At 60.6% G+C, this 17,870-nt stretch carries 20 protein-coding genes; 13 read left to right on the top strand and 7 right to left on the bottom strand.

All coding sequences use genetic code 11. The features are described 5' to 3' along the window. The first annotated feature begins 1 nt into the window (after position 1). The 4 genes from D0Y60_RS11240 (at position 2) to zwf (ending at position 3,864) form a co-directional block, all read left to right on the top strand. Positions 2-637, top strand: a complete 636-nt coding sequence (locus tag D0Y60_RS11240; RefSeq protein ID WP_117369904.1) for an NrsF family protein — start codon at positions 2-4, stop codon at positions 635-637. Between the two features lie 23 nt (positions 638-660). Continuing rightward, complete coding sequence (locus tag D0Y60_RS25280) at positions 661-861, top strand: DUF6500 family protein (protein ID WP_348627856.1); 201 nt, start codon at positions 661-663, stop codon at positions 859-861. A 144-nt stretch (positions 862-1,005) separates the two neighbouring features. Further along, the gene (locus D0Y60_RS11235) at positions 1,006-2,199 is read left to right on the top strand and encodes a serine hydrolase (RefSeq protein WP_117369902.1); all 1,194 of its coding nucleotides are present in this window, start codon (positions 1,006-1,008) and stop codon (positions 2,197-2,199) included. A 207-nt stretch (positions 2,200-2,406) separates the two neighbouring features. Further along, the gene (gene zwf, locus D0Y60_RS11230) at positions 2,407-3,864 is read left to right on the top strand and encodes a glucose-6-phosphate dehydrogenase (RefSeq protein WP_117369900.1); all 1,458 of its coding nucleotides are present in this window, start codon (positions 2,407-2,409) and stop codon (positions 3,862-3,864) included. A gap of 24 nt (positions 3,865-3,888) precedes the next feature. On the opposite strand, the gene D0Y60_RS11225 is transcribed toward zwf, so the two are convergent. Continuing rightward, complete coding sequence (locus tag D0Y60_RS11225) at positions 3,889-4,518, bottom strand: TetR/AcrR family transcriptional regulator (RefSeq protein ID WP_117369898.1); 630 nt, start codon at positions 4,516-4,518, stop codon at positions 3,889-3,891. Between the two features lie 146 nt (positions 4,519-4,664). Here D0Y60_RS11225 and D0Y60_RS11220 point away from each other — a divergent pair, with 146 nt between their 5' ends. From D0Y60_RS11220 to D0Y60_RS11205, 4 genes are all read left to right on the top strand, one after another. Beyond that, positions 4,665-6,701, top strand: a complete 2,037-nt coding sequence (locus D0Y60_RS11220) for an NADH:flavin oxidoreductase (RefSeq protein WP_117369896.1) — start codon at positions 4,665-4,667, stop codon at positions 6,699-6,701. 443 nt (positions 6,702-7,144) lie between these two features. Further along, complete coding sequence (locus tag D0Y60_RS11215) at positions 7,145-7,555, top strand: DUF1236 domain-containing protein (RefSeq protein ID WP_117369894.1); 411 nt, start codon at positions 7,145-7,147, stop codon at positions 7,553-7,555. Positions 7,556-7,682: 127 nt separating this feature from the next. After that, entirely contained in the window at positions 7,683-9,125 is a 1,443-nt protein-coding gene (locus D0Y60_RS11210; RefSeq protein WP_245409154.1) for a sensor histidine kinase, read from the top strand. Beyond that, positions 9,122-9,763 carry a response regulator transcription factor gene (locus tag D0Y60_RS11205; protein WP_117369890.1) on the top strand — a complete coding sequence of 214 codons (642 nt, stop codon included), beginning with the start codon at positions 9,122-9,124 and terminating at the stop codon, positions 9,761-9,763. The genes D0Y60_RS11210 and D0Y60_RS11205 overlap by 4 nt, the downstream gene beginning before the upstream one ends. Positions 9,764-9,766: 3 nt before the next feature. On the opposite strand, the gene D0Y60_RS24750 is transcribed toward D0Y60_RS11205, so the two are convergent. Further along, positions 9,767-10,225 carry a hypothetical protein gene (locus tag D0Y60_RS24750; protein ID WP_158565471.1) on the bottom strand — a complete coding sequence of 153 codons (459 nt, stop codon included), beginning with the start codon at positions 10,223-10,225 and terminating at the stop codon, positions 9,767-9,769. 222 nt (positions 10,226-10,447) lie between these two features. Here D0Y60_RS24750 and D0Y60_RS11200 point away from each other — a divergent pair, with 222 nt between their 5' ends. The 3 genes from D0Y60_RS11200 (at position 10,448) to D0Y60_RS11195 (ending at position 12,079) form a co-directional block, all read left to right on the top strand. Further along, positions 10,448-11,206: a DUF1236 domain-containing protein gene (locus D0Y60_RS11200; protein ID WP_158565469.1), complete on the top strand. Its 759-nt coding sequence runs from the start codon at positions 10,448-10,450 to the stop codon at positions 11,204-11,206. A gap of 93 nt (positions 11,207-11,299) precedes the next feature. After that, positions 11,300-11,464, top strand: coding sequence for a hypothetical protein (locus D0Y60_RS24745; RefSeq protein ID WP_158565467.1), 165 nt, complete (start codon positions 11,300-11,302; stop codon positions 11,462-11,464). 117 nt (positions 11,465-11,581) lie between these two features. Continuing rightward, entirely contained in the window at positions 11,582-12,079 is a 498-nt protein-coding gene (locus D0Y60_RS11195; protein WP_117369886.1) for a DUF3597 domain-containing protein, read from the top strand. A gap of 59 nt (positions 12,080-12,138) precedes the next feature. Here D0Y60_RS11195 and D0Y60_RS11190 read toward each other — a convergent pair whose 3' ends face one another. After that, positions 12,139-12,906, bottom strand: coding sequence for an SDR family oxidoreductase (locus tag D0Y60_RS11190; RefSeq protein WP_117369884.1), 768 nt, complete (start codon positions 12,904-12,906; stop codon positions 12,139-12,141). 105 nt (positions 12,907-13,011) lie between these two features. Here D0Y60_RS11190 and D0Y60_RS11185 point away from each other — a divergent pair, with 105 nt between their 5' ends. Both D0Y60_RS11185 and D0Y60_RS11180 read left to right on the top strand, forming a co-directional pair. Continuing rightward, on the top strand, positions 13,012-13,431 hold the full coding sequence (locus D0Y60_RS11185) for a helix-turn-helix domain-containing protein (protein ID WP_117369882.1): 420 nt from the start codon (positions 13,012-13,014) through the stop codon (positions 13,429-13,431). A gap of 90 nt (positions 13,432-13,521) precedes the next feature. Further along, the gene (locus tag D0Y60_RS11180) at positions 13,522-14,016 is read left to right on the top strand and encodes a ferritin-like domain-containing protein (protein ID WP_117369880.1); all 495 of its coding nucleotides are present in this window, start codon (positions 13,522-13,524) and stop codon (positions 14,014-14,016) included. A 287-nt stretch (positions 14,017-14,303) separates the two neighbouring features. Here D0Y60_RS11180 and D0Y60_RS11175 read toward each other — a convergent pair whose 3' ends face one another. The 4 genes from D0Y60_RS11175 to D0Y60_RS11160 form a co-directional block, all read right to left on the bottom strand. Next, entirely contained in the window at positions 14,304-15,338 is a 1,035-nt protein-coding gene (locus D0Y60_RS11175) for an ornithine cyclodeaminase family protein (RefSeq protein WP_117369878.1), read from the bottom strand. A 374-nt stretch (positions 15,339-15,712) separates the two neighbouring features. After that, positions 15,713-15,934, bottom strand: coding sequence for a hypothetical protein (locus tag D0Y60_RS11170; RefSeq protein WP_117369876.1), 222 nt, complete (start codon positions 15,932-15,934; stop codon positions 15,713-15,715). A 44-nt stretch (positions 15,935-15,978) separates the two neighbouring features. After that, on the bottom strand, positions 15,979-16,653 hold the full coding sequence (locus D0Y60_RS11165) for a hypothetical protein (RefSeq protein WP_117369874.1): 675 nt from the start codon (positions 16,651-16,653) through the stop codon (positions 15,979-15,981). Positions 16,654-16,741: 88 nt separating this feature from the next. Further along, entirely contained in the window at positions 16,742-17,626 is an 885-nt protein-coding gene (locus tag D0Y60_RS11160; RefSeq protein ID WP_158565465.1) for a hypothetical protein, read from the bottom strand. Between the last annotated feature and the right edge of the window lie 244 nt (positions 17,627-17,870).

Genomic DNA, 17,870 nt, shown 5'->3' with positions numbered 1-17,870 from the left:
GATGAAGACGGACGACCTGATCACCCTGATGACGCATGACGCGCCCGTCGGTATGCGCTACGGCCGCGCACTCACGCTTGCGCTCGGCGCGGGCATCGTCGTCTCGACCGTGCTGCTTGTCGTCACCGTCGGCCTGCGGCACAATATGGTGAGCGTTTTCGAGACGACGCGTGTGCTCTTCAAGATCGTCGTCACGCTCATGCTTGCCGTTCTCGCTGCCCGGCTCGCCATGCGTATCGGACGGCCGGGAGCGGTGACGCGGTTTCCCGCGCTCTTGCTCGGCGTGCCCCTCGTCATGGTGGCCACAGCCGTCGTCACCGAGCTCTCTGTGCTGCCGGACAATGCATGGCGGGCGAACCTTGTCGGGCAAAACGCACTGTTCTGCCTCTTCTTCGTGCCGGTCCTGTCGCTGGCGCCGTTTGCCGGTCTGTTCTGGGCGCTGAAAAAGGGCGCGCCGCGGAACCCCGCAGCCGCCGGCGCCGCTGCCGGCCTCGCCGCTGGCGCTATTGCCGCCGCAATCTACGCCTGGCATTGCCCGGATGACAGCCCGCTGTTCCTAGCCACCTGGTATACCATCGCCATTGCTGGCGTCACATCCGTGGGCGCGCTGCTTGGCCGGCGCTGGCTGCGCTGGTAGCCGACTGTTGAATCGCGAAATCAATGCTGAGGACAAGGCCATTTCAGTGCGATGAAGATCGCCAAGAAGGGCGAGGCCGTCTGCCTGTCGTTCTCGCCTTTGCGAACAGGAATACAGACCTGGATCGGCGGACGGAAGCGGCGGTATGGTGGATCAAGAGGCATCGCCTCAATCATTTCGAAAACGCGACGAAGATCCGCGCGATGATCACGTCGGGCTTGTGAAAAACTCAGCGCCGTTGCTCGCCCTTCGGACGCAACGCAGCTATGGCGGGTGGCAGGGCAGCCTTTTCGGGGATTTCTTCGGCGGCAGCTAGCTTCGCCGCAATGACTGAGCGAGGATCGGTCAACCGCAAGCGAGAGCCTATCATGACCAGCACACCGCCCTTCCGTGATCCCGCCGCCCCCGGAAACCTCATCATTCCGCGGCAGGAATGGGACCGCGCGCCCTGGAATCGCTGGACCTTCCAGTATGTCCGCGACATGATGCCGACCACGCAGGTCTGGCGCGGAGCAGGGCCGGCGAGCCCGCTGCCGGTCAATCTGCAGCCTGTCGACGCCATTCCCTTCGAGGTGGATGGTCAGTACCTGACCATCGGCAGTTTCTTGGAGATGGCCTATACGGACGGCCTGTTGGTGCTCCATCGCGGCAGCATCGTTGCCGAGCGCTATCTGAACGGCATGGCGTCGCATAGCCAGCACCTGTCGCAATCCGTCGCCAAATCGATCGTCGGCACGCTGGCGGGGATTCTGATCGGCCGCGGCCTGGTCGATCCTGCTGCTTTGCTGACCTATTACCTGCCGGAACTAGAGGCGACGGCCTATCGCGGCGCGACCGTCCAGCATGTGCTGGATATGACCAGTGGCGTGCTGTTCGACGAGACCTATACCGCGCTCGATTCGCACATGGCCCAACTGGATGTTGCCAGCGGCTGGAAGGATCGCTGGAACCCGGAATGGCCAAGCCATGTCTGGGACCTGATCCTCTCTCTGAAGGTGCTGGAATGCCCGCACGGGGCGTCTTTCCGCTATCGTTCGATCGAGACCGATGTTCTGGCCTTCGTGCTGCAACGCGCGACCGCCACGCCGCTCGCTGAGCTTGTCAGCCGCGAATTGTGGGCGCCGATGGGGGCGGAGGAGGATGCGTATTTCACCGTGGATTCCGCCGGCTACGCGCTGGGCGACGGCGGCTTCAACGCGACGCTGCGCGACTATGCCCGTTTCGCGCTGCTTCATCTTCGCGGCGGCGAGGTCAACGGCCGGCGCATCGTGCCGGCCGATTGGATCACTGGCACGCGTTTCGGCGCCGATCCGACACTCTTCGGCGGCGTCTATCACGACACGCTGCCGGCCGGCGCCTATCACAACCAGTTCTGGATCGAGGATACCGCGCGTCGTGCTTATATGGCGCGCGGCGTTTTCGGCCAGCTGATCTATATCGATCCCGAGGCCGATTTTGCTGCGGTGATCCTGTCGAGCTGGCCGGAATTCGTAAGCACGGTGCGCACGCGAACGGCGCTTGCCGGCGTTAGGGCCATCCGCGATGCTTTGTCCGCGAAGTAGATCGCGCTGGCTGCTCTTTAGCTTTCGGCTGGGTGGCCCTTTCGCCGCTTGATCCCCTTCGCAAAGCAGTCTCTACTCGACCTGCAATTGGGGTGAGGATCTGGTGTGGCGACCTCAGATAAGAGGAAGACGGCTTCGCGGCGGCGTGGGCCAAGTGCGACCAGAACCACGCCGCAGGGTGTAACTCAAGATTTTGGGACGGGTGCTTTGCGCAAGAATTCCACACGGGTTGGTCCCGGCTTTCCACAGGTTGTCGTGCTGTTCGGCGCAACGGGGGATCTATCCCGTCGCAAGCTCCTTCCGGGGCTGTTTCATCTCATCAATGCCGGCTTCATTCCCGGCTGCCGGATCGTAGGTGTCTCGCTCGACGATATCGATGTCGACGGCTTCCGGACCATCGCCCGTGAGGCGCTAGACAACTTCCTGACCCGCAAGTTCACGCAGGCCGAATGGGAGGCTTTCGCCGCATCGCTCGATTATGTGCCGCTGAATTCCGGCGCCGGCGCGTTGCGGAAGGCTGTCGAAACAGCCGAGCAGGCGCTTGGCCCGGAAACGCGGCGCGTGCACTACCTGTCCGTGCCGCCGAAGGCCGCTCTTCCCGCCGTTCAGCTTTTGGCCGAGGCGGAACTGGTGGAACGCTGCCGCATCATCATGGAAAAGCCGTTCGGCACGGACCTCGCCAGCGCCGTGGAGCTGAACAAAAAGCTCCACGAGGTCTTCGACGAGAAGCAGATTTTCCGCATCGACCATTTCCTTGGCAAAGAGCCGGCGCAGAACATCCTGGCTTTCCGCTTCGGCAATGGCCTGTTCGAGCCGATCTGGAACCGCAATTTCATCGACCACGTGCAGATCGACGTGCCGGAGACGCTCGGCCTTTCGACGCGCGCCGCCTTTTACGAGACGACGGGCGCCTATCGCGACATGGTCGTGACCCATCTCTTCCAGATCCTGGCCTTCATGGCGATGGAGCCGCCAACCGCACTGGAGCCCGCGCCGATCTCGGAGGAGAAGAACAAGGTGTTCCGCTCCATGCTGCCGATCGAGCCACGCGACGTGGTACGTGGCCAATATATCGGTTACCGCAAGGAGCCGGGGGTCGATCCGGAGAGTGACACCGATACGTTCATCGCGCTCAAATGCGCGATCGACAATTGGCGCTGGGCTGGCGTGCCCTTCTTCCTGCGCACGGGCAAGCGTCTGGCCGAGGGGCAACGCATCATCTCCATCGCCTTCCGCGAGCCGCCGAAATCGATGTTTCCACCGGGCTCGGGCGTGGGCGCGCAAGGCCCCGACCACCTGACCTTCGATCTGGCCGATGCCTCCAAGGTCTCCCTTTCCTTCTATGGCAAGCGTCCCGGCCCGGGCTTCCGGCTCGACAAGCTGTCGCTGCAATTCGCCATGAGCGAAACCGGCCTGATCGGCGAGGTGCTGGAAGCCTACGAGCGCCTGATCCTCGACGCGATGCGCGGCGACCACACGTTGTTTACCACCGCCGAGGGCATCGAGCGGCTCTGGGAGGTTTCCCAGCCGCTGCTCGACAACCCGCCGCCGGTCAGGCTCTACGATCAGGGCAGTTGGGGTCCGAAGTCGATCCACCAGCTCATCGCGCCGCATGCCTGGCGTCTGCCGTTCGAGCGCGCCTGGCGGGATTCGTCGAAGGGGTAGGCGGTCAGCCGTTTCGGTACCGGCTCAGTCGGGCCGGTAACCGTGGCGGGCGAAGAAGCGGTCGAGTTCGTTCCGGCGCGGCGTCTGGCCGGTATAGATCGCGATATATTCCGGAATACGCTTCATGCGCAGCGCGATGTCCTCCTGCGCCTGCATGGAGATGTAGCCGATCTGGACGAGGTAGGTCGTCCGCGCGCGGACGTCTGCGGCCGTTTCGTCATAGCCGAAGCGCATGAACATGCGGATGAGAGCTTCCAGCCGCGTCTGGTCGGCCCGCCGAACCTCTTCGAGGATATCTTCCGATTGCAGCGCCCAGCTGCGAACGGCGAATTCGAAGGGTGAATCAAACAGATTCTTGTCGAGCCAGCAGTCGAAGACGTTCAGCATGGCTTCGGTCAGCGATTCCGCATAGGCCTCCGACCGCTTCACCATATTGCCGGTATTCTTCTCCCGCCATCGTGCAATCAGCGCGTTCAGCAGTTCCTCCCGGTCCTTGAAGAACCAGTAGAAGCTGGTGCGGGAGAGGTTAAGCCGCTTGGCGAGCGGCAGGATCTTTACCGAATCCACACCGGATTCGAGCAGGGCCTCATAGGCGGCCTCCAGCCATCCCTCCTGGGAGCCGCGCCAGCCGCTGTCGATCATTGCCTGTTCCATACAGCCTCCTAACAAAGACGGTCCAGCTTGGCAAGTAAATGTACATATATGTCAATTTTAAAGACTATAGTGTTTTCATCGTTGACATAAGTGTACATTCTCACCTAGCGTTGCCTTGAAACCCGTCAAATCCGGAGCCTTGACGCATGTCGAACGATCCCCTCCTTCAGCCCTATCAGCTCAAACATCTGACGCTGCGCAACCGCATCATCGTTACCTCACACGAGCCGGCTTACCCGGAAGATGGCATGCCGAAGGGACGCTACAGGGCCTATACTGTGGAGCGCGCGCGAGGCGGGGTGGCGCTCACCATGACGGCGGGCTCCGCCGCCGTTTCCAAGGACAGCCCGCCGGTCTTCAACAACCTGCTCGCCTACAAGGACGAGATCGTTCCGTGGATCCGCGAGATGACCGACGCCGTGCACGAAGAGGGCGCGGCGATCATGATCCAGCTCACCCATCTCGGCCGCCGCACGCGCTGGGACAAGGGTGACTGGCTGCCCGTCGTCGCGCCCTCGCATCAGCGCGAGGCGGCACACCGTGCCTTCCCGAAGAAGCTGGAAGACTGGGATATCGAGCGCATCATCAAGGACTTTGCCGATGCGGCCGAGCGCATGAAGGCCGGCGGCATGGATGGTGTCGAACTTGAGGCCTATGGCCACCTCATCGACCAATTCACCTCGCCGCTGACCAATGAGCTCGACGGTCCCTATGGCGGCTCGCTGGACAATCGCCTGCGCTTCTGTTTCGACGTGTTCAAGGCGATGCGCGAGCGGGTCGGAAACGATTTCATCCTCGGCGTGCGCTACACGGCCGATGAATGTCTTCCCGGCGGGACCGGAAAGGCCGAGGGCCTGGAAATCTCCCGCCGTCTCAAGGAAAGCGGCCTGATCGACTATCTCAACGTCATTCGCGGTCATATCGACACGGATCCCGGTCTGACCGACGTCATCCCGATCCAGGGCATGGCGAGCGCGCCACATCTGGATTTTGCCGGCGATGTGCGGGCGGCGACCAAGTTCCCGACCTTCCATGCGGCGAAGATCCAGGATGTCGCCACCGCGCGTCATGCGATCGCGTCCGGCAAGGTCGACATGATCGGCATGACCCGCGCCCACATGACTGACCCGCATATCCTGCGCAAGATCATCGAGAAGCGCGAGGATGACATCCGTCCCTGTGTCGGGGCGAACTACTGTCTCGATCGCATCTACCAGGGCGGCCTGGCCTTTTGCATCCACAACGCGGCAACCGGCCGTGAGGAGACTATGCCGCACAGCATCCCGAAGGCGGATGTGCGCCGGAAGATCGTTGTCGTCGGCGCCGGCCCCGCCGGTCTGGAGGCGGCGCGCGTCTCTGCAGAGCGCGGGCATGACGTCGTCGTCTTCGAGGCCGCGAATAATCCGGGTGGCCAGATCCGCCTGACGGCGCAGAGCGAGCGCCGCCGCGAAATGATCGGCATTGTCGACTGGCGCATGAGCCAATGCGAGAAGCTCGGCGTCACATTCCACTTCAACACCTGGGCGGATGCAGATGCGATCAGGGCGGAAAACCCCGATGTCGTGATCATCGCGACGGGGGGCTTGCCGCATACCGACGTGCTAACCAAGGGCAACGAACTGGTCGTCTCCTCCTGGGATATCATCTCGGGCGACGTGAAGCCGGGCACCAATGTGCTCATCTATGACGACGCCGGCGATCATGCCGGCCTGCAGGCCGCCGAGTTCATCGCCAAGGCGGGCGGTAAGGTCGAGATCATGACGCCGGACCGCTCCTTCGCGCCGGAGGTCATGGCCATGAACCTTGTGCCCTATATGCGCTCGCTGCAAAAGCTCGACACGACCTTCACCGTCACCTACCGGCTGGAGGCGGCGGAAAGGAGCGGCAACCAGCTGATCGCCCATGTCGGCAGCGATTATGGCGGCGTTTCCAAGCAGCGTACCGTCGACCAGATCGTCGTCAACCACGGCACCATTCCGTTGGATGAACTCTACTTCGAGCTGAAGCCGGGGTCGAAAAACCTCGGTGAGGTGTCTTATGACGAGCTTTTGGATGGCGCACCGCAGACCGTCGAGCGCAATCCCGATGGCGTCTACCAGCTCTTCCGCATTGGCGACGCCGTTGCCGCCCGCAACACGCACGCGGCGATCTATGATGCGCTGCGCCTTGCCAAGGATCTCTGACGGCGGCGTAACGCGGGCGGCGCGATTATTCCATCTCGCGCCGCCCGCCGACTTCCAAGGATCGAGGCGATAGATAACGCGCGTTCAAGTCCCTGCGCTGAATACGTGCTGGAGAAGGCGTTGAAGCCGCGTCGTCCTGCAGCTCGCCGAGTTCTATACCGACTTCGACCACCTTGTGGCCATGGGCTTTCCCAAGGAGATGCAACACGCCCTGATATCCACTCGACGTCACTTCGGGCGGCAAGGCGAAGGGCAGGCTTGCGGCGACCTCGAACGACGCGATTGACGATCTCACATAGCTGGTGCCAGCTCCCATGAGAAGATGAACATCTGGAAGAGGATGCCGACGGACTTTGGTCCGATGGAATTCTGCAAAGGTCCTACCCCGGAACCAAGGGGTGGAGCATCGCCTTTCCCTGACGTCTAAGGAAAAGGAGACAGCCATGTTTACCAAAATCGCTCTTTCAGCGGCAGTCGCGGCAGTCCTTACCGCTGCACCTGCCTTTGCAGACGACAACAACAGTGACGGCGCTGCCGTCGGTGTTGTCGGTGGTGCTGCCACAGGCGCCGTCGTTGGCGGTCCGGTCGGTGCGGTCGTGGGGGGCGCCGTGGGCGCCATTGCAGGGGCCGCGCTTGATCCGCCGCCGCGCAAGGTCGTCACCTATGTGGAACAGCAGCCTATTCCGGCCAATCCGGTTGTCGTCGAGGAGGTCGTCGAGGTCGGTCGTCCACTGCCTAAAACTGTGGTTCTTACCCCGGTTCCCGAAGATCCGACCTATTCCTATGCTGTGGTCAACCAGAAGCGGGTGATCGTCGATCCGAACACCTATACGGTTGTTCAGGTCTTGAACTGATCGCTTAAGCGCCTGCCTATTTTGCCTTACCCGGGCAGGCGCGTGAAGGAACCAAACACACCTCCTCGTGGTTTCGGATCGCGCAAGGATCGACTGACGCCTTGCCCCGGAATGCGAGGAGGAGTGCTTGCTGTCACGCACAGATATGGAGAGCCGATCTCGCCGTCGTCGTACGCAGATAATGCTCGTGCATTGGTGGCGCAAACAGTCACTGGCCCAGCAGTTTCTCTGCGTCGGAAGCATTTTTACGATTGGCGCCATGTTGCTTGTCGGGCTTCTTGTGACCAGGCTTATCGAGGAAGCCGTGACACGCAACGCCGCCGCTTCCACGGCCCTTTATGTTGATAGCGTCATTGCCCCGCTGCTTCCCGATATGGCGAAAGCAGAGCCGCTTGATGAAGCAAGCCGGCGTGCTCTCGACGAGACGCTCAGCCAGGGAGCGCTTGGCCGGCGCCTCGTGACTTTCCGACTTTGGGCCAGCGACGGGCGTATTCTCTATTCCAGCGATGGCGACCAGACCGGTCGACAATTTCCCCCGAACGCGGATTTGCAGGCAGCGCTTAACGGGCGACTGATTGCCGAATTCGACAAGATCGATGATGTGGAAAGTGTAGCCGAACGGGAAAGCGGTTTGCCGCTTCTGGAAATCTATAGCCCGGTTCTGCAGCCATGGTCCGGGGAGGTTGTCGCCGTTACCGAATTCTATGAACGTGCCGATGACCTGGAGAGTGATCTTTATCGGGTCCGTATGCAGAGCTGGAGCGCTGTGGCAGCGGTGACTATCCTGTTTTTCTTCGGTCTTTCCACCATTGTCGTTCGCGGCAGCCAGACCATTAGCCGGCAGCGGCTGGAGCTGCAAAAACAGATAGAAAAGCTCTCCCATCTGCTCGAACAGAACAGCGCCCTTAAAGACCGGATTCAGCGCGCCTCCGCGACGACGGCTGCACTTAATGAAAGTTACCTGCGCAAACTCGGCGCAGATCTGCATGACGGCCCGGCGCAGCTCGTAGCCTTCGCGGCGCTGCGTATCGACAGCGGCATCCTGTCAAAGGCGGAGACGCCTCCCGAACGCAGAAATAGGGAGGTTCGTGTCATCAAGAACAGCCTCGACGAGGCGATGCGTGAAATTCGCGACATTTGCACCGGCCATGTCTTGCCCCATGTCGAGGCTGCGACATTGCCTCGCATCCTGCAAGACCTCGCGGCCTCACATCGCGAGCGAACAGGCAACGAGGTTGAGCTTCGCGGGTTGGATTTGCCTGAGGAGATTCCGACAGCCGCAAAAATTTGCACCTATCGCTTCGTGCAGGAGGCCTTGAACAACGGGTTCAAACATGCCGGCGGCCAAGGGCAGTGGCTTGATGTGCGAGGCGACCGCCACACGATCACGGCAGTGGTCGGGGATGCCGGACCGGGCTTTTCCACGAAGACCGGAGATGGTGGCGTCGGCCTGACCGGCATGCGCAGCCGGGTTGAAAGTCTCGGCGGCACATTCGACGTCGTTTCGAGCAAGGCGGGAACTGTCGTGACGATGACGCTCCCTCTTCAGGATATGGAGAAAATAGCATGAATGACATACGAATCGCGATCGTCGATGATCATCCGATGTTCCGCGAAGGCGTCGCAAGCTGTCTCGGCGACATCGGTGGGTTCGATCTTGTCGGCGAGGGCAGTTGCCGTGATGACGCCGTTCTGCTTGCTGAGCGGATGGAGCCGGACGTGATGCTGCTGGACATTTCAATGCCGGGTGGCGGGCTGGATGCGGTCTCAAGCATCATGGCGCGGCGGCCGACACAGAAGATCGTCATGCTGACCGTCTCCGAATCCAACACGGATGTTGCGACCGCCCTTCGGACCGGAGCCAAGGGCTATGTACTGAAAGGTGTGGGCGGCCGCACGCTGGCGGACGTACTGAAGCTGGTTTATGCCGGGGACATGTATCTTTCGCCTGTGCTATCCGCCCGCATGGTCGCGGGTATGGCGCAGCGTGACGGTGATGCGAAGCCGCGCATCGACGACCTGACAGAACGCGAGCAGGAGGTGTTACGCCTTGTTGCCGCCGGCCTCAGCAACAAACGTATCGGCCGCGAACTGGACCTGCATGAAAAGACGGTGAAGCATCACATGACGCGTATTTTCACCAAATTGAAGGTGAGCAATCGCACGGAAGCGGCGATGATGCTGCGGGATGCTTCCGAGAGAGCGTGAGGCTCATCGGGTGACCTGCTTCAGCCAGAGGCGGATGCGGTCGACCGGCGTCGCACGACGGTTGATAATTGTTCGCCCCTTGGCATCATTCATGATGAAGCGGCCCTTGGAGACCTTCTCCCGATAACCGTTACGATAGCGAATTCCCACGGAATCCTTGCCGACCTGCTTATCGATGACGGCATCGGCAGCCTCGGCGCTGCGGCCAAGGGCACGACCATTGTTTCCCTTTTTGCCGCTGTTTCCATTGTTGCCTTTGCCATGGTTTCCGCTGTTATTCCCGTTCCCGTTCCCGTTCCCGTTCCCGTTCCCGTTCCCGTTCCCGTTCCCGTTCCCGTTATTGCCATTCTTGGCTTCGGCATGGTGAAGACCAAGTTGTGGCGTCGGGCCTGACCAGTCCACGCGTAACGGCGCGCTCACGGCAAGAAGGGTCGTCGCCACCAGGATTGCTGCCTTTCGCATCGTGCGCCTCCCTCTCCATACAAATCTGTAACGCGCGAAAATCCTTTCCGTTCGGCAAGACTTTGGTCCTGTTCCTTTTTCGCATTGGTCGGTGGTTGGCGCGACTGAAGGCCGTCGTCAGGAACAGCCCTCCCGACCCTCCGTTGTGGGTGTGGTCCGACGCCGATGGAAGTTCCGGCTTTCGACGGCGTCATACCCATCCCTCAACCAAGGAGAAAAATCATGAAGACCTCTATGCGCAGAAACCTCGCCATTGTCTTCCTGAGCGGCACGACCGCTCTTGCGGGCCCTGTGTTCGCCCAGCAGGCTGATACGACCACTCCGCTGGTACAGCAAGGCCAGAGCCAGGGTTCGGCCGACACGGGAGGCAGCGCCGGCGCCAATGCCCAAGCGGAAACCTCTGGTGCCGTCGAGCAGAATTCGGCCGAGATCAACGCTACGGCAGGCGGCGAGACCGAAACGCAGGCGAGCCAGAAACCTTTGGAAAACAAGACAGAGCAGGACGCCGCACAATCGAGCGACGGCACAGCCAAGACTGATCGCCAGACGACGGCGGAGGGCGAAAAGGCCAAACAGGGCGGCAAGACGATGGATAACGCCCAGTCGACCACGGGCCAGTCTACCACGGAAGAGGAAACGAAAACGCAATCGGCATCCGGCACCTCGAATTCCGAGGAGACTCAGGATGCTGCGCAGTCGGGCACCTCCAACGAGACGACCGCCAGCATCGACATCAGCGCGGAGCAGCGGACCGAAATCCACAATGTGATTGTGGAAAGCAAAGCAAAGCCAGTTGATATCGATATCGACGTCAATGTCGGTGTCGTTGTGCCGCGCACCGTCGAGTTGCTGCCCTTGCCGCCGCGGATCGTCGAGATCGTCCCGGCTTACAGGACCTACAAATACATCCTCCTCGCCGACGGCAGAATTCTGATCGTCGAACCGTCGAGCCTGAAGATCGTCTACGTGATCACAGGATAACGGCTTTGAAACGAGGCGGCGACAATTCGCTTGCCGCCGCCTCGTTTCAGTGGATCGGCAGTCACCCTGTCCTTGCCAATGATGGAGACATGCATGCGGAAAGATCGTTTTGAACAACCAAGCGACCCCGACTTTGGCGTGGGTTTTCCCGTGGCCGTGATCGCGTTTTTCATGCTTACAATTACGGCCTATCTCGTTGCGCTCGATATCCAGATCCCGCCGCCGCAGACAGGCGTTTATCTAGCATCGGATAGATAGGCCGCTCCCAAAGAGGCTCGGCTTGTCGATATGCAGCCGCGGGACACATATTCACGAGCCTTGAAACGCCGAGGAGCGGCCCTACTCTTCTGGCGTCACGACCAAAGGAGCCGATCAATGAGCATTTTCAGCCGCATCAAGGAGAAACTTTTTGGACATCCGGCCGCAGAGCCGGATCATGCCGTAACCGCTGGTGCGGAAAAGCCCGCCACTGCAGATATGGCAGAGACCCCCACCCTCGGGGGGCAAGCGGATCAAGGCAAGGCGGAAAAGGTCGCTACACCGGCTCTCGGTGATGATGTCACTGCGACGCTTTCGGGAGCTCATTCCGACCCTGCGACCTCGAAAATTACGGGTTCTGTCGATGTCGCGGCCATCATGGATGCCGCCGTGAAGAAGAACGGTCAGAAACTCGACTGGCGGCGGTCCATCGTCGACATGATGAAAGCGCTCGATCTGGATTCCAGCCTGTCAGCACGCAAGGAACTGGCCGCTGAACTGGGGTTCAAAGGCGACAAAAATGATTCCGCCACGATGAATGTGTGGCTGCACAAAGCGCTGATGAAGGCCCTCGCCGATAATGGCGGCAAGGTGCCGGCGGAACTGCTCGATTGAGGCAAGCATGAAGGCGCCCGGACATCGGGCGCCTTGATCCCCGGGCGTGAGATCTCGTTTCACGTCTCCGCGCGGGCCTTGCGGGCAAAGTCGTTGATCGCCGCGACGGTGGCGTCGAAACGCTGTTCTGCCTCGGCATTTCTCAGGAAGCCGACACGTTCCACAAGAATCTCCGCCGGCGTGGGCTTCCGCTGGAAAAGTGACATGACCTCATCGATGAAGTCCTCGAGCGGAAGATATCCCTCGCGTGTCGATTGGCCCGGTGTAAGTTCGGTCTGAACGGCCGGCGGCACCAATTCTATCACCTCGATCTTGTCTTTCAGCACCTCGCGAAGCGAAACGGTGTAACTGTGAATGGCGGCCTTCGTGGCGGAGTAGGTCGGTGTCGCAGTCAAAGGCACGAAGGCGAGGCCTGAGCTGACATTGATGATCGCGGCATCGGATTGCGTGCTCAGGTGGTCGACAAGGGCGTTGGTCAGGCGGATCGGGCCGAGCAGGTTGGTCGTTATCGTGGCCTCCGCATCCGCCAAATTGCGAAACCCCTCCAACGCCTCCACGCGCATAATGCCGGCATTGTTGACCAGCACGTTCAGGCCGGGAAAATCGACGATGACCTTTTTGGCAAATGCCGAGATGCTTTCTGCGCTTTCGACGTCGAGCTGAAGGGCGTGGATGTTCGGACGGTCTCCGATAGCCTGCTGCAACGTCTCCAGCCGCCGTCCTGCGATGATGACGGTGTTATCGAGATCGTGGAATCGATGGGCGAGTGCTTCGCCAATGCCCGAGCCGCCTCCGGTTATGAGAATGGTATTGTTGCTTATCTGCATGGTCGTGAACCTCGTTGCTGTTGTTCTCCAGCAAATTAGGAACCATACTCTCCATCCCAAAGTAGGCACCCAAAAGATTTGTACGCACCAAAAGGAGAGTGTCTGATGCGCCGGGCAATTATAGACCCTGAAATGGAAGAACAGCTGCAGAGTCCCGTTCCCGACCATGTCGATCCAGAGATCGAGGCGCTTGTCGACGATATCATCGGCAAGGTCGCCGACAAATGGACGATGCTGATCCTGGAGGCTTTGCAGGAACAGGGAACGCTACGCTTCACCCAGCTTGGCAAGTCTGTTGGCGGCATCAGCCAGAAAATGCTGACCCAGACGGTGCGGCGCATGGAGGAAGATGGCCTTGTCCGCCGCACCGTGCATCCCGTCATCCCCCCGCATGTCGATTATACGCTGACGCCGCTTGGTGAAAGCTTGAGCCAGGCGTTTTGCGGCGTCTGGATTTGGGCGGAAAAGCACCATGACGCGATCAAGCAGGCCCGTCAGACCTTTGCCAGGAACAGGAAAGGCTAACCTTCCGCATCCAAGACAATTCTCGCAATCGCGGAACGATTGCGCCCCTCGTTGATTTCTCCGGCGCATTCATGCGGAAGGAGAAACACCATGAAATCGCTATCCGATATTTTCGAGCATACGCTGCAGGACGTCTACTACGCTGAAAACGCCATCACCAAGGCTCTGCCGAAGGTCGCCAAGGCTGCCAAGAGCGCCGAGTTGAAGAAGGCGGCGGAAGAGCATCTTGCCGAAACCAGAGAGCAGATCACCAAGCTTGAGCAGGTGTTCAAGTCCATCGGCAAGAAGGCCTCCGGCGAAAAATGCGATGCCATCGAGGGATTGATCAAGGAAGCCGATGGCTTGATGAAGGAAGCAGAGGGCACGGCGCTGGATGCCGGACTGCTGGCTGCCTGCCAGGCTGTCGAGCATTATGAAATCGCCCGTTACGGTTCATTGCGCGAATGGGCGAAGGATCTCGGCCACGATGAGGCGCACAAACTTCTCAGCGAAATCCTCGACCAGGAGAAGGCGACGAACAACAAGCTTACGAACCTTGCCGTGACTGCGATCAACAAAACGGTCGCCAAGGCGAAGGCTGCCTAACGCCGGCCGGGTGACACTGCGCGCCCGATATTCCAAAAGAGTAAGAGATTGTGTGGTGATGCAGGATATTCGGCTCGTCGATCCTGCATCACCAAACTCCGGGGCCTCTTCTCGCTTGTCGAGGACGTGCTGATGTCAAGGATGACTGCGATCACTCCGTAGCCATAGACGAGTGGCTTGGCATGCTCTTGCGCGAGGCCGACCGTCACGACGGCGATCCGTAAGTCGAATTCTACCCCGAGGCAGCCCCGCCTTTCTCCACAGCATAGTTTTCGTTCCGTGCGACCTCAGGCTGTGAGGTCTATTTCCCGACCGACGCCTCTCGCGCGGGCGCTGGCGACGATCAGGTTGCCGATCGCAAGATCCTGAATCGCAAGGCCGACGGAATTGAACAGGGTGATGTCTTCGGCGGACGTCCGGCCCGTGGCCGCGCCGGTGATCACGTCGCCGATTTCGGTGGAGGCCTGTTCTGCGGTGATGGCACCGTCTGCGATGGCCAGAAGCAAGTCGCCTGAATCGTGCATGGCCATTGGCACACTGTCGAGGAAGACCCGAGCCCGCGCCATGCCGGCGGAATCGATCTCCCGATGGTCCGGGCGCGGCGGTGCGCCGACGGCGTTGATATGCTGTCCAGGTTTGAACCAGGCGCCCTTCACATGCGGTTCGCGGGAGGGCGTCAGCGTGCAGACAATATCGGCTGCCGCGAAGACGTCTTCCGGCGCAGCGGCGCCTTCCAGAGCGAGATTGGGGAAATCGCGGCCGACCCGTTCGATGAAGCGGGCGACGGTGACCTGCGAACGCGACCACACCACGACCCGTTCGATTGCACGAACTTCGCGGATGGCGCGCACATGCTCGACGGCGAGATCGCCGGCGCCGATCAGGCCGAGAACGCGGCTGTCGGCGCGGGAGAGGTGGTGTGTCGCGACGGCGCTGGCGGCGGCTGTGCGAATGCGGGTGGGAATCTGGCCGTGGAAGATTGCCACCGGCGCGCCGGTATCCTGCGAAACCAGTAGGGCCACCGACCGCTGCATCGGCAGGCTCCGCGCGGTGTTGTCGGGAATGTCAGCGAGCAGCTTGACGACGGCGAGGCCCTGACGATCGGCCAGTGCTGGCATTGCCAGAAAGGCGCCGCTGCCGGAAAGCAGTTTCATTGCTACCGCCGCCGGCTGTGCGGCCGTACCGCAGGACATGTCGGCATGGGCCTCTTCCACGGCTTCGATTACCTCGGCCATGGTCACCAGTCCCTCGATTTCGGACCGGGACAGCACGAGGGTCGTGCGCGGGGAGAGGTGGCTGCCGGTTCTACTATCGACGCGCATCGACATTCTCGCTGACTTTGGTGACGTTGAAAGTCTGTCGTCCGGAAGAACCTTGTGTCCTTCTCGCGCTATGATGCTATGACTATATTGTATGCAATGTCAACAAATGTTGACTGACATATATCGACAGAATTCGCTCGCTACACCTCAGCGAAAATATCTGCAGATGCGTCTTTTGGGTTTCTCGCGGTACGCCGGCAGTCCCTGCCGGACAGCTGTTACCGCGGAGCCTTAAAGTCGGTTCGCTTAAAACAGAAGGCCGGTCGACGGCTCCTGCGAAAATCGAGCAGCCTATTTTCGAAGTGTCGTGATCGACAAAATAGCATGCAAAACTGTATCCCATTTGTCATGGGAAAGTCAGGGCAGGCGTGCGACTATTCCGGCGAAACCAGTCCGTCGAAAACCTCGACAAGCGCGGTGACTATGGCCTGGCCCAATGCATTCGCCGTATCGGCGATTTGCGCATCGTCGCCGTCGCGGGCGGCAAGCGCTAGGTTTCCGCCTTCCTCTGCGACGATTGCCTTGGCACGCTCGATGGCCCATTGGGCGAAATCGCTGCGGCTGGATATCGTCATCACTTCCGATTGCTCAATCATTCTGTTCTTTCAGGTTCGAGCCGGGCAACACAACGCTCGGGCTATTAGCGTCTGGTCGCCATCCATATGACATGGCGTGCGCCGCTGTTTTTGGTGCTGGCGCGCACGCGTACCTCGTCGGTGGCAAAACCCGCCTCACCCAATCGGCGGGTAAAGGCGCTGTCGGGTGCTGACGACCACACAGCGAGTACGCCGTTCGGGCGCAGGGCAGCCTTGGCGGCGCGCAGGCCCTTATGGCCGTATAGGCCGTCATTGGAGGCGCGCGTCAGCCCATCGGGGCCGTTGTCCACATCCAGCAGGATGGCGTCGAATGCGCCCGTCTTCGCGCGAATGAGATCGCCCACATCGCCCACACGGATATCGACACGGGGATCGTCGAGTGTGCCGGCATGCAGATTAGCCATCGGTCCGCGTGCCCATTCGACGACGGCTGGCACCAGTTCGGCAACGACGACGGATGCATCTTGCGGCAACGCGCCGAGGGCCGCCCGCAAGGTGAAACCCATGCCGAGACCGCCGATCAGCAAGCGGGCGTTCTTCCGGCCGGCAATGCGCTCGCAGCTCAGCGTCGCCAAGGCTTCTTCCGAACCGCTCAGCCTGCTGTTCATAAGCTCCGTGGAGCCGAGCATGATGGAAAATTCGCTGCCGCGTTGCTTAAGGCGCAGCTCGCCGCCATCACCGGGAATGGTTGCACGATCAAGCTGGATCCAGGGAAGCATCGGGGTATCTCAAGGCCTTGTTCGGTGCGTCGTAGCATGGCGGCAGGACCGAAGATATCCCATTGTTTGCTAACTCTGAACACCCAACCTACTCGGTTCGATTCAGCCCCGCCGGAACGCGATAAGCGGAAGCTTCATAGCGTAGCCGATAGCTGTTGCCGCCTGTCGTCTCGGTATCGATGCATGCGCCATCCTTGCCCGGTGTGCTGATGGTCGTCGTGTTGATCTCATCGACCACGATATCGGCGACGGCACTGTCGGCGGAGGGCGCCATGGAGAGGGTGCGCTCGGTGGTGTGGAACTCGCCGGCACAGTTCGTATCCCATTCCCCCTGGTTGCTCGAGACGATCAGGCTGTCCAGAACCGGCGCAAGTTGCTCCTTGTCGTTAATCCGAAACAGCCAGAGCGTCGTTTCGCCGAAGGGATTTGGGCGCGAACTGCCCTGCAGCGACACGCGCAGCCCGAACGCCATATCGCCGGGTGCTAGGCGATAGCGCGCCGTGTCGAACGCGATACTGGAAATGTACAGGGCGTCATCATTCATGAGATGCGGCAGGCGCAATCGGTGCCTTACTGCGGAATCGCTGCTGCTGACGACGAGCAGTTCGAGATCGCCCTCGTTGCTGTCATCGGATTGACGCGTCATCAGCGGCACGGCCACCAGCGTGAGCTCTGGCCGGGCCGGCCAGACCCGGCAAATGACTGCATGCGGGTCGTTGTCGGCACTCGCGGAAACCTTAATGGTCGCCCCATCGACCGCAAAACTCTGATCGGGGAGCTCTTGCGCCGCCGGATAGGCATTTTTGACGATAGCGGTGCCTTGGGAGCCGCAGTCGTCTTTCGCGGCCAGCGCCATTGGCGTGTCAAAGCCGAAAGCGAGGGCGCTCAGGACTATCCATACGAACGATCGGGCGAAAAGCGGTAAAGATTGTCCCCTGCTGTGCATATCCATGTCCCCGCAATGGTCGATCATGTGACGGAACATACAGACGATCTGAAGGCGTCACAAACGACTCGTGCAACCTGGATAGCGGCCTGGAACCAAAACGCGTGTTGTAAAGGGGATTGTTTGCATGCCGCGCATATCGGCAAGAGGTGGAATGTCGCACTGAACATTCCGGGGCGACCGAATCGCTCATGTTTAAAGGCGGCAATTGCCTTGTCTGGCGGACGCCCTTTGGATAGGGGACGGCGAGGCCGTCCCCCAAAAGTCACGC

Origin of the sequence: Shinella sp. WSJ-2 (assembly GCF_003432075.1) — a bacterium.
Classification (GTDB): domain Bacteria; phylum Pseudomonadota; class Alphaproteobacteria; order Rhizobiales; family Rhizobiaceae; genus Shinella.
The sequence above is the reverse complement of the archived record's forward strand: the minus strand, read 5'-3'. Positions and strand labels throughout refer to the sequence as shown.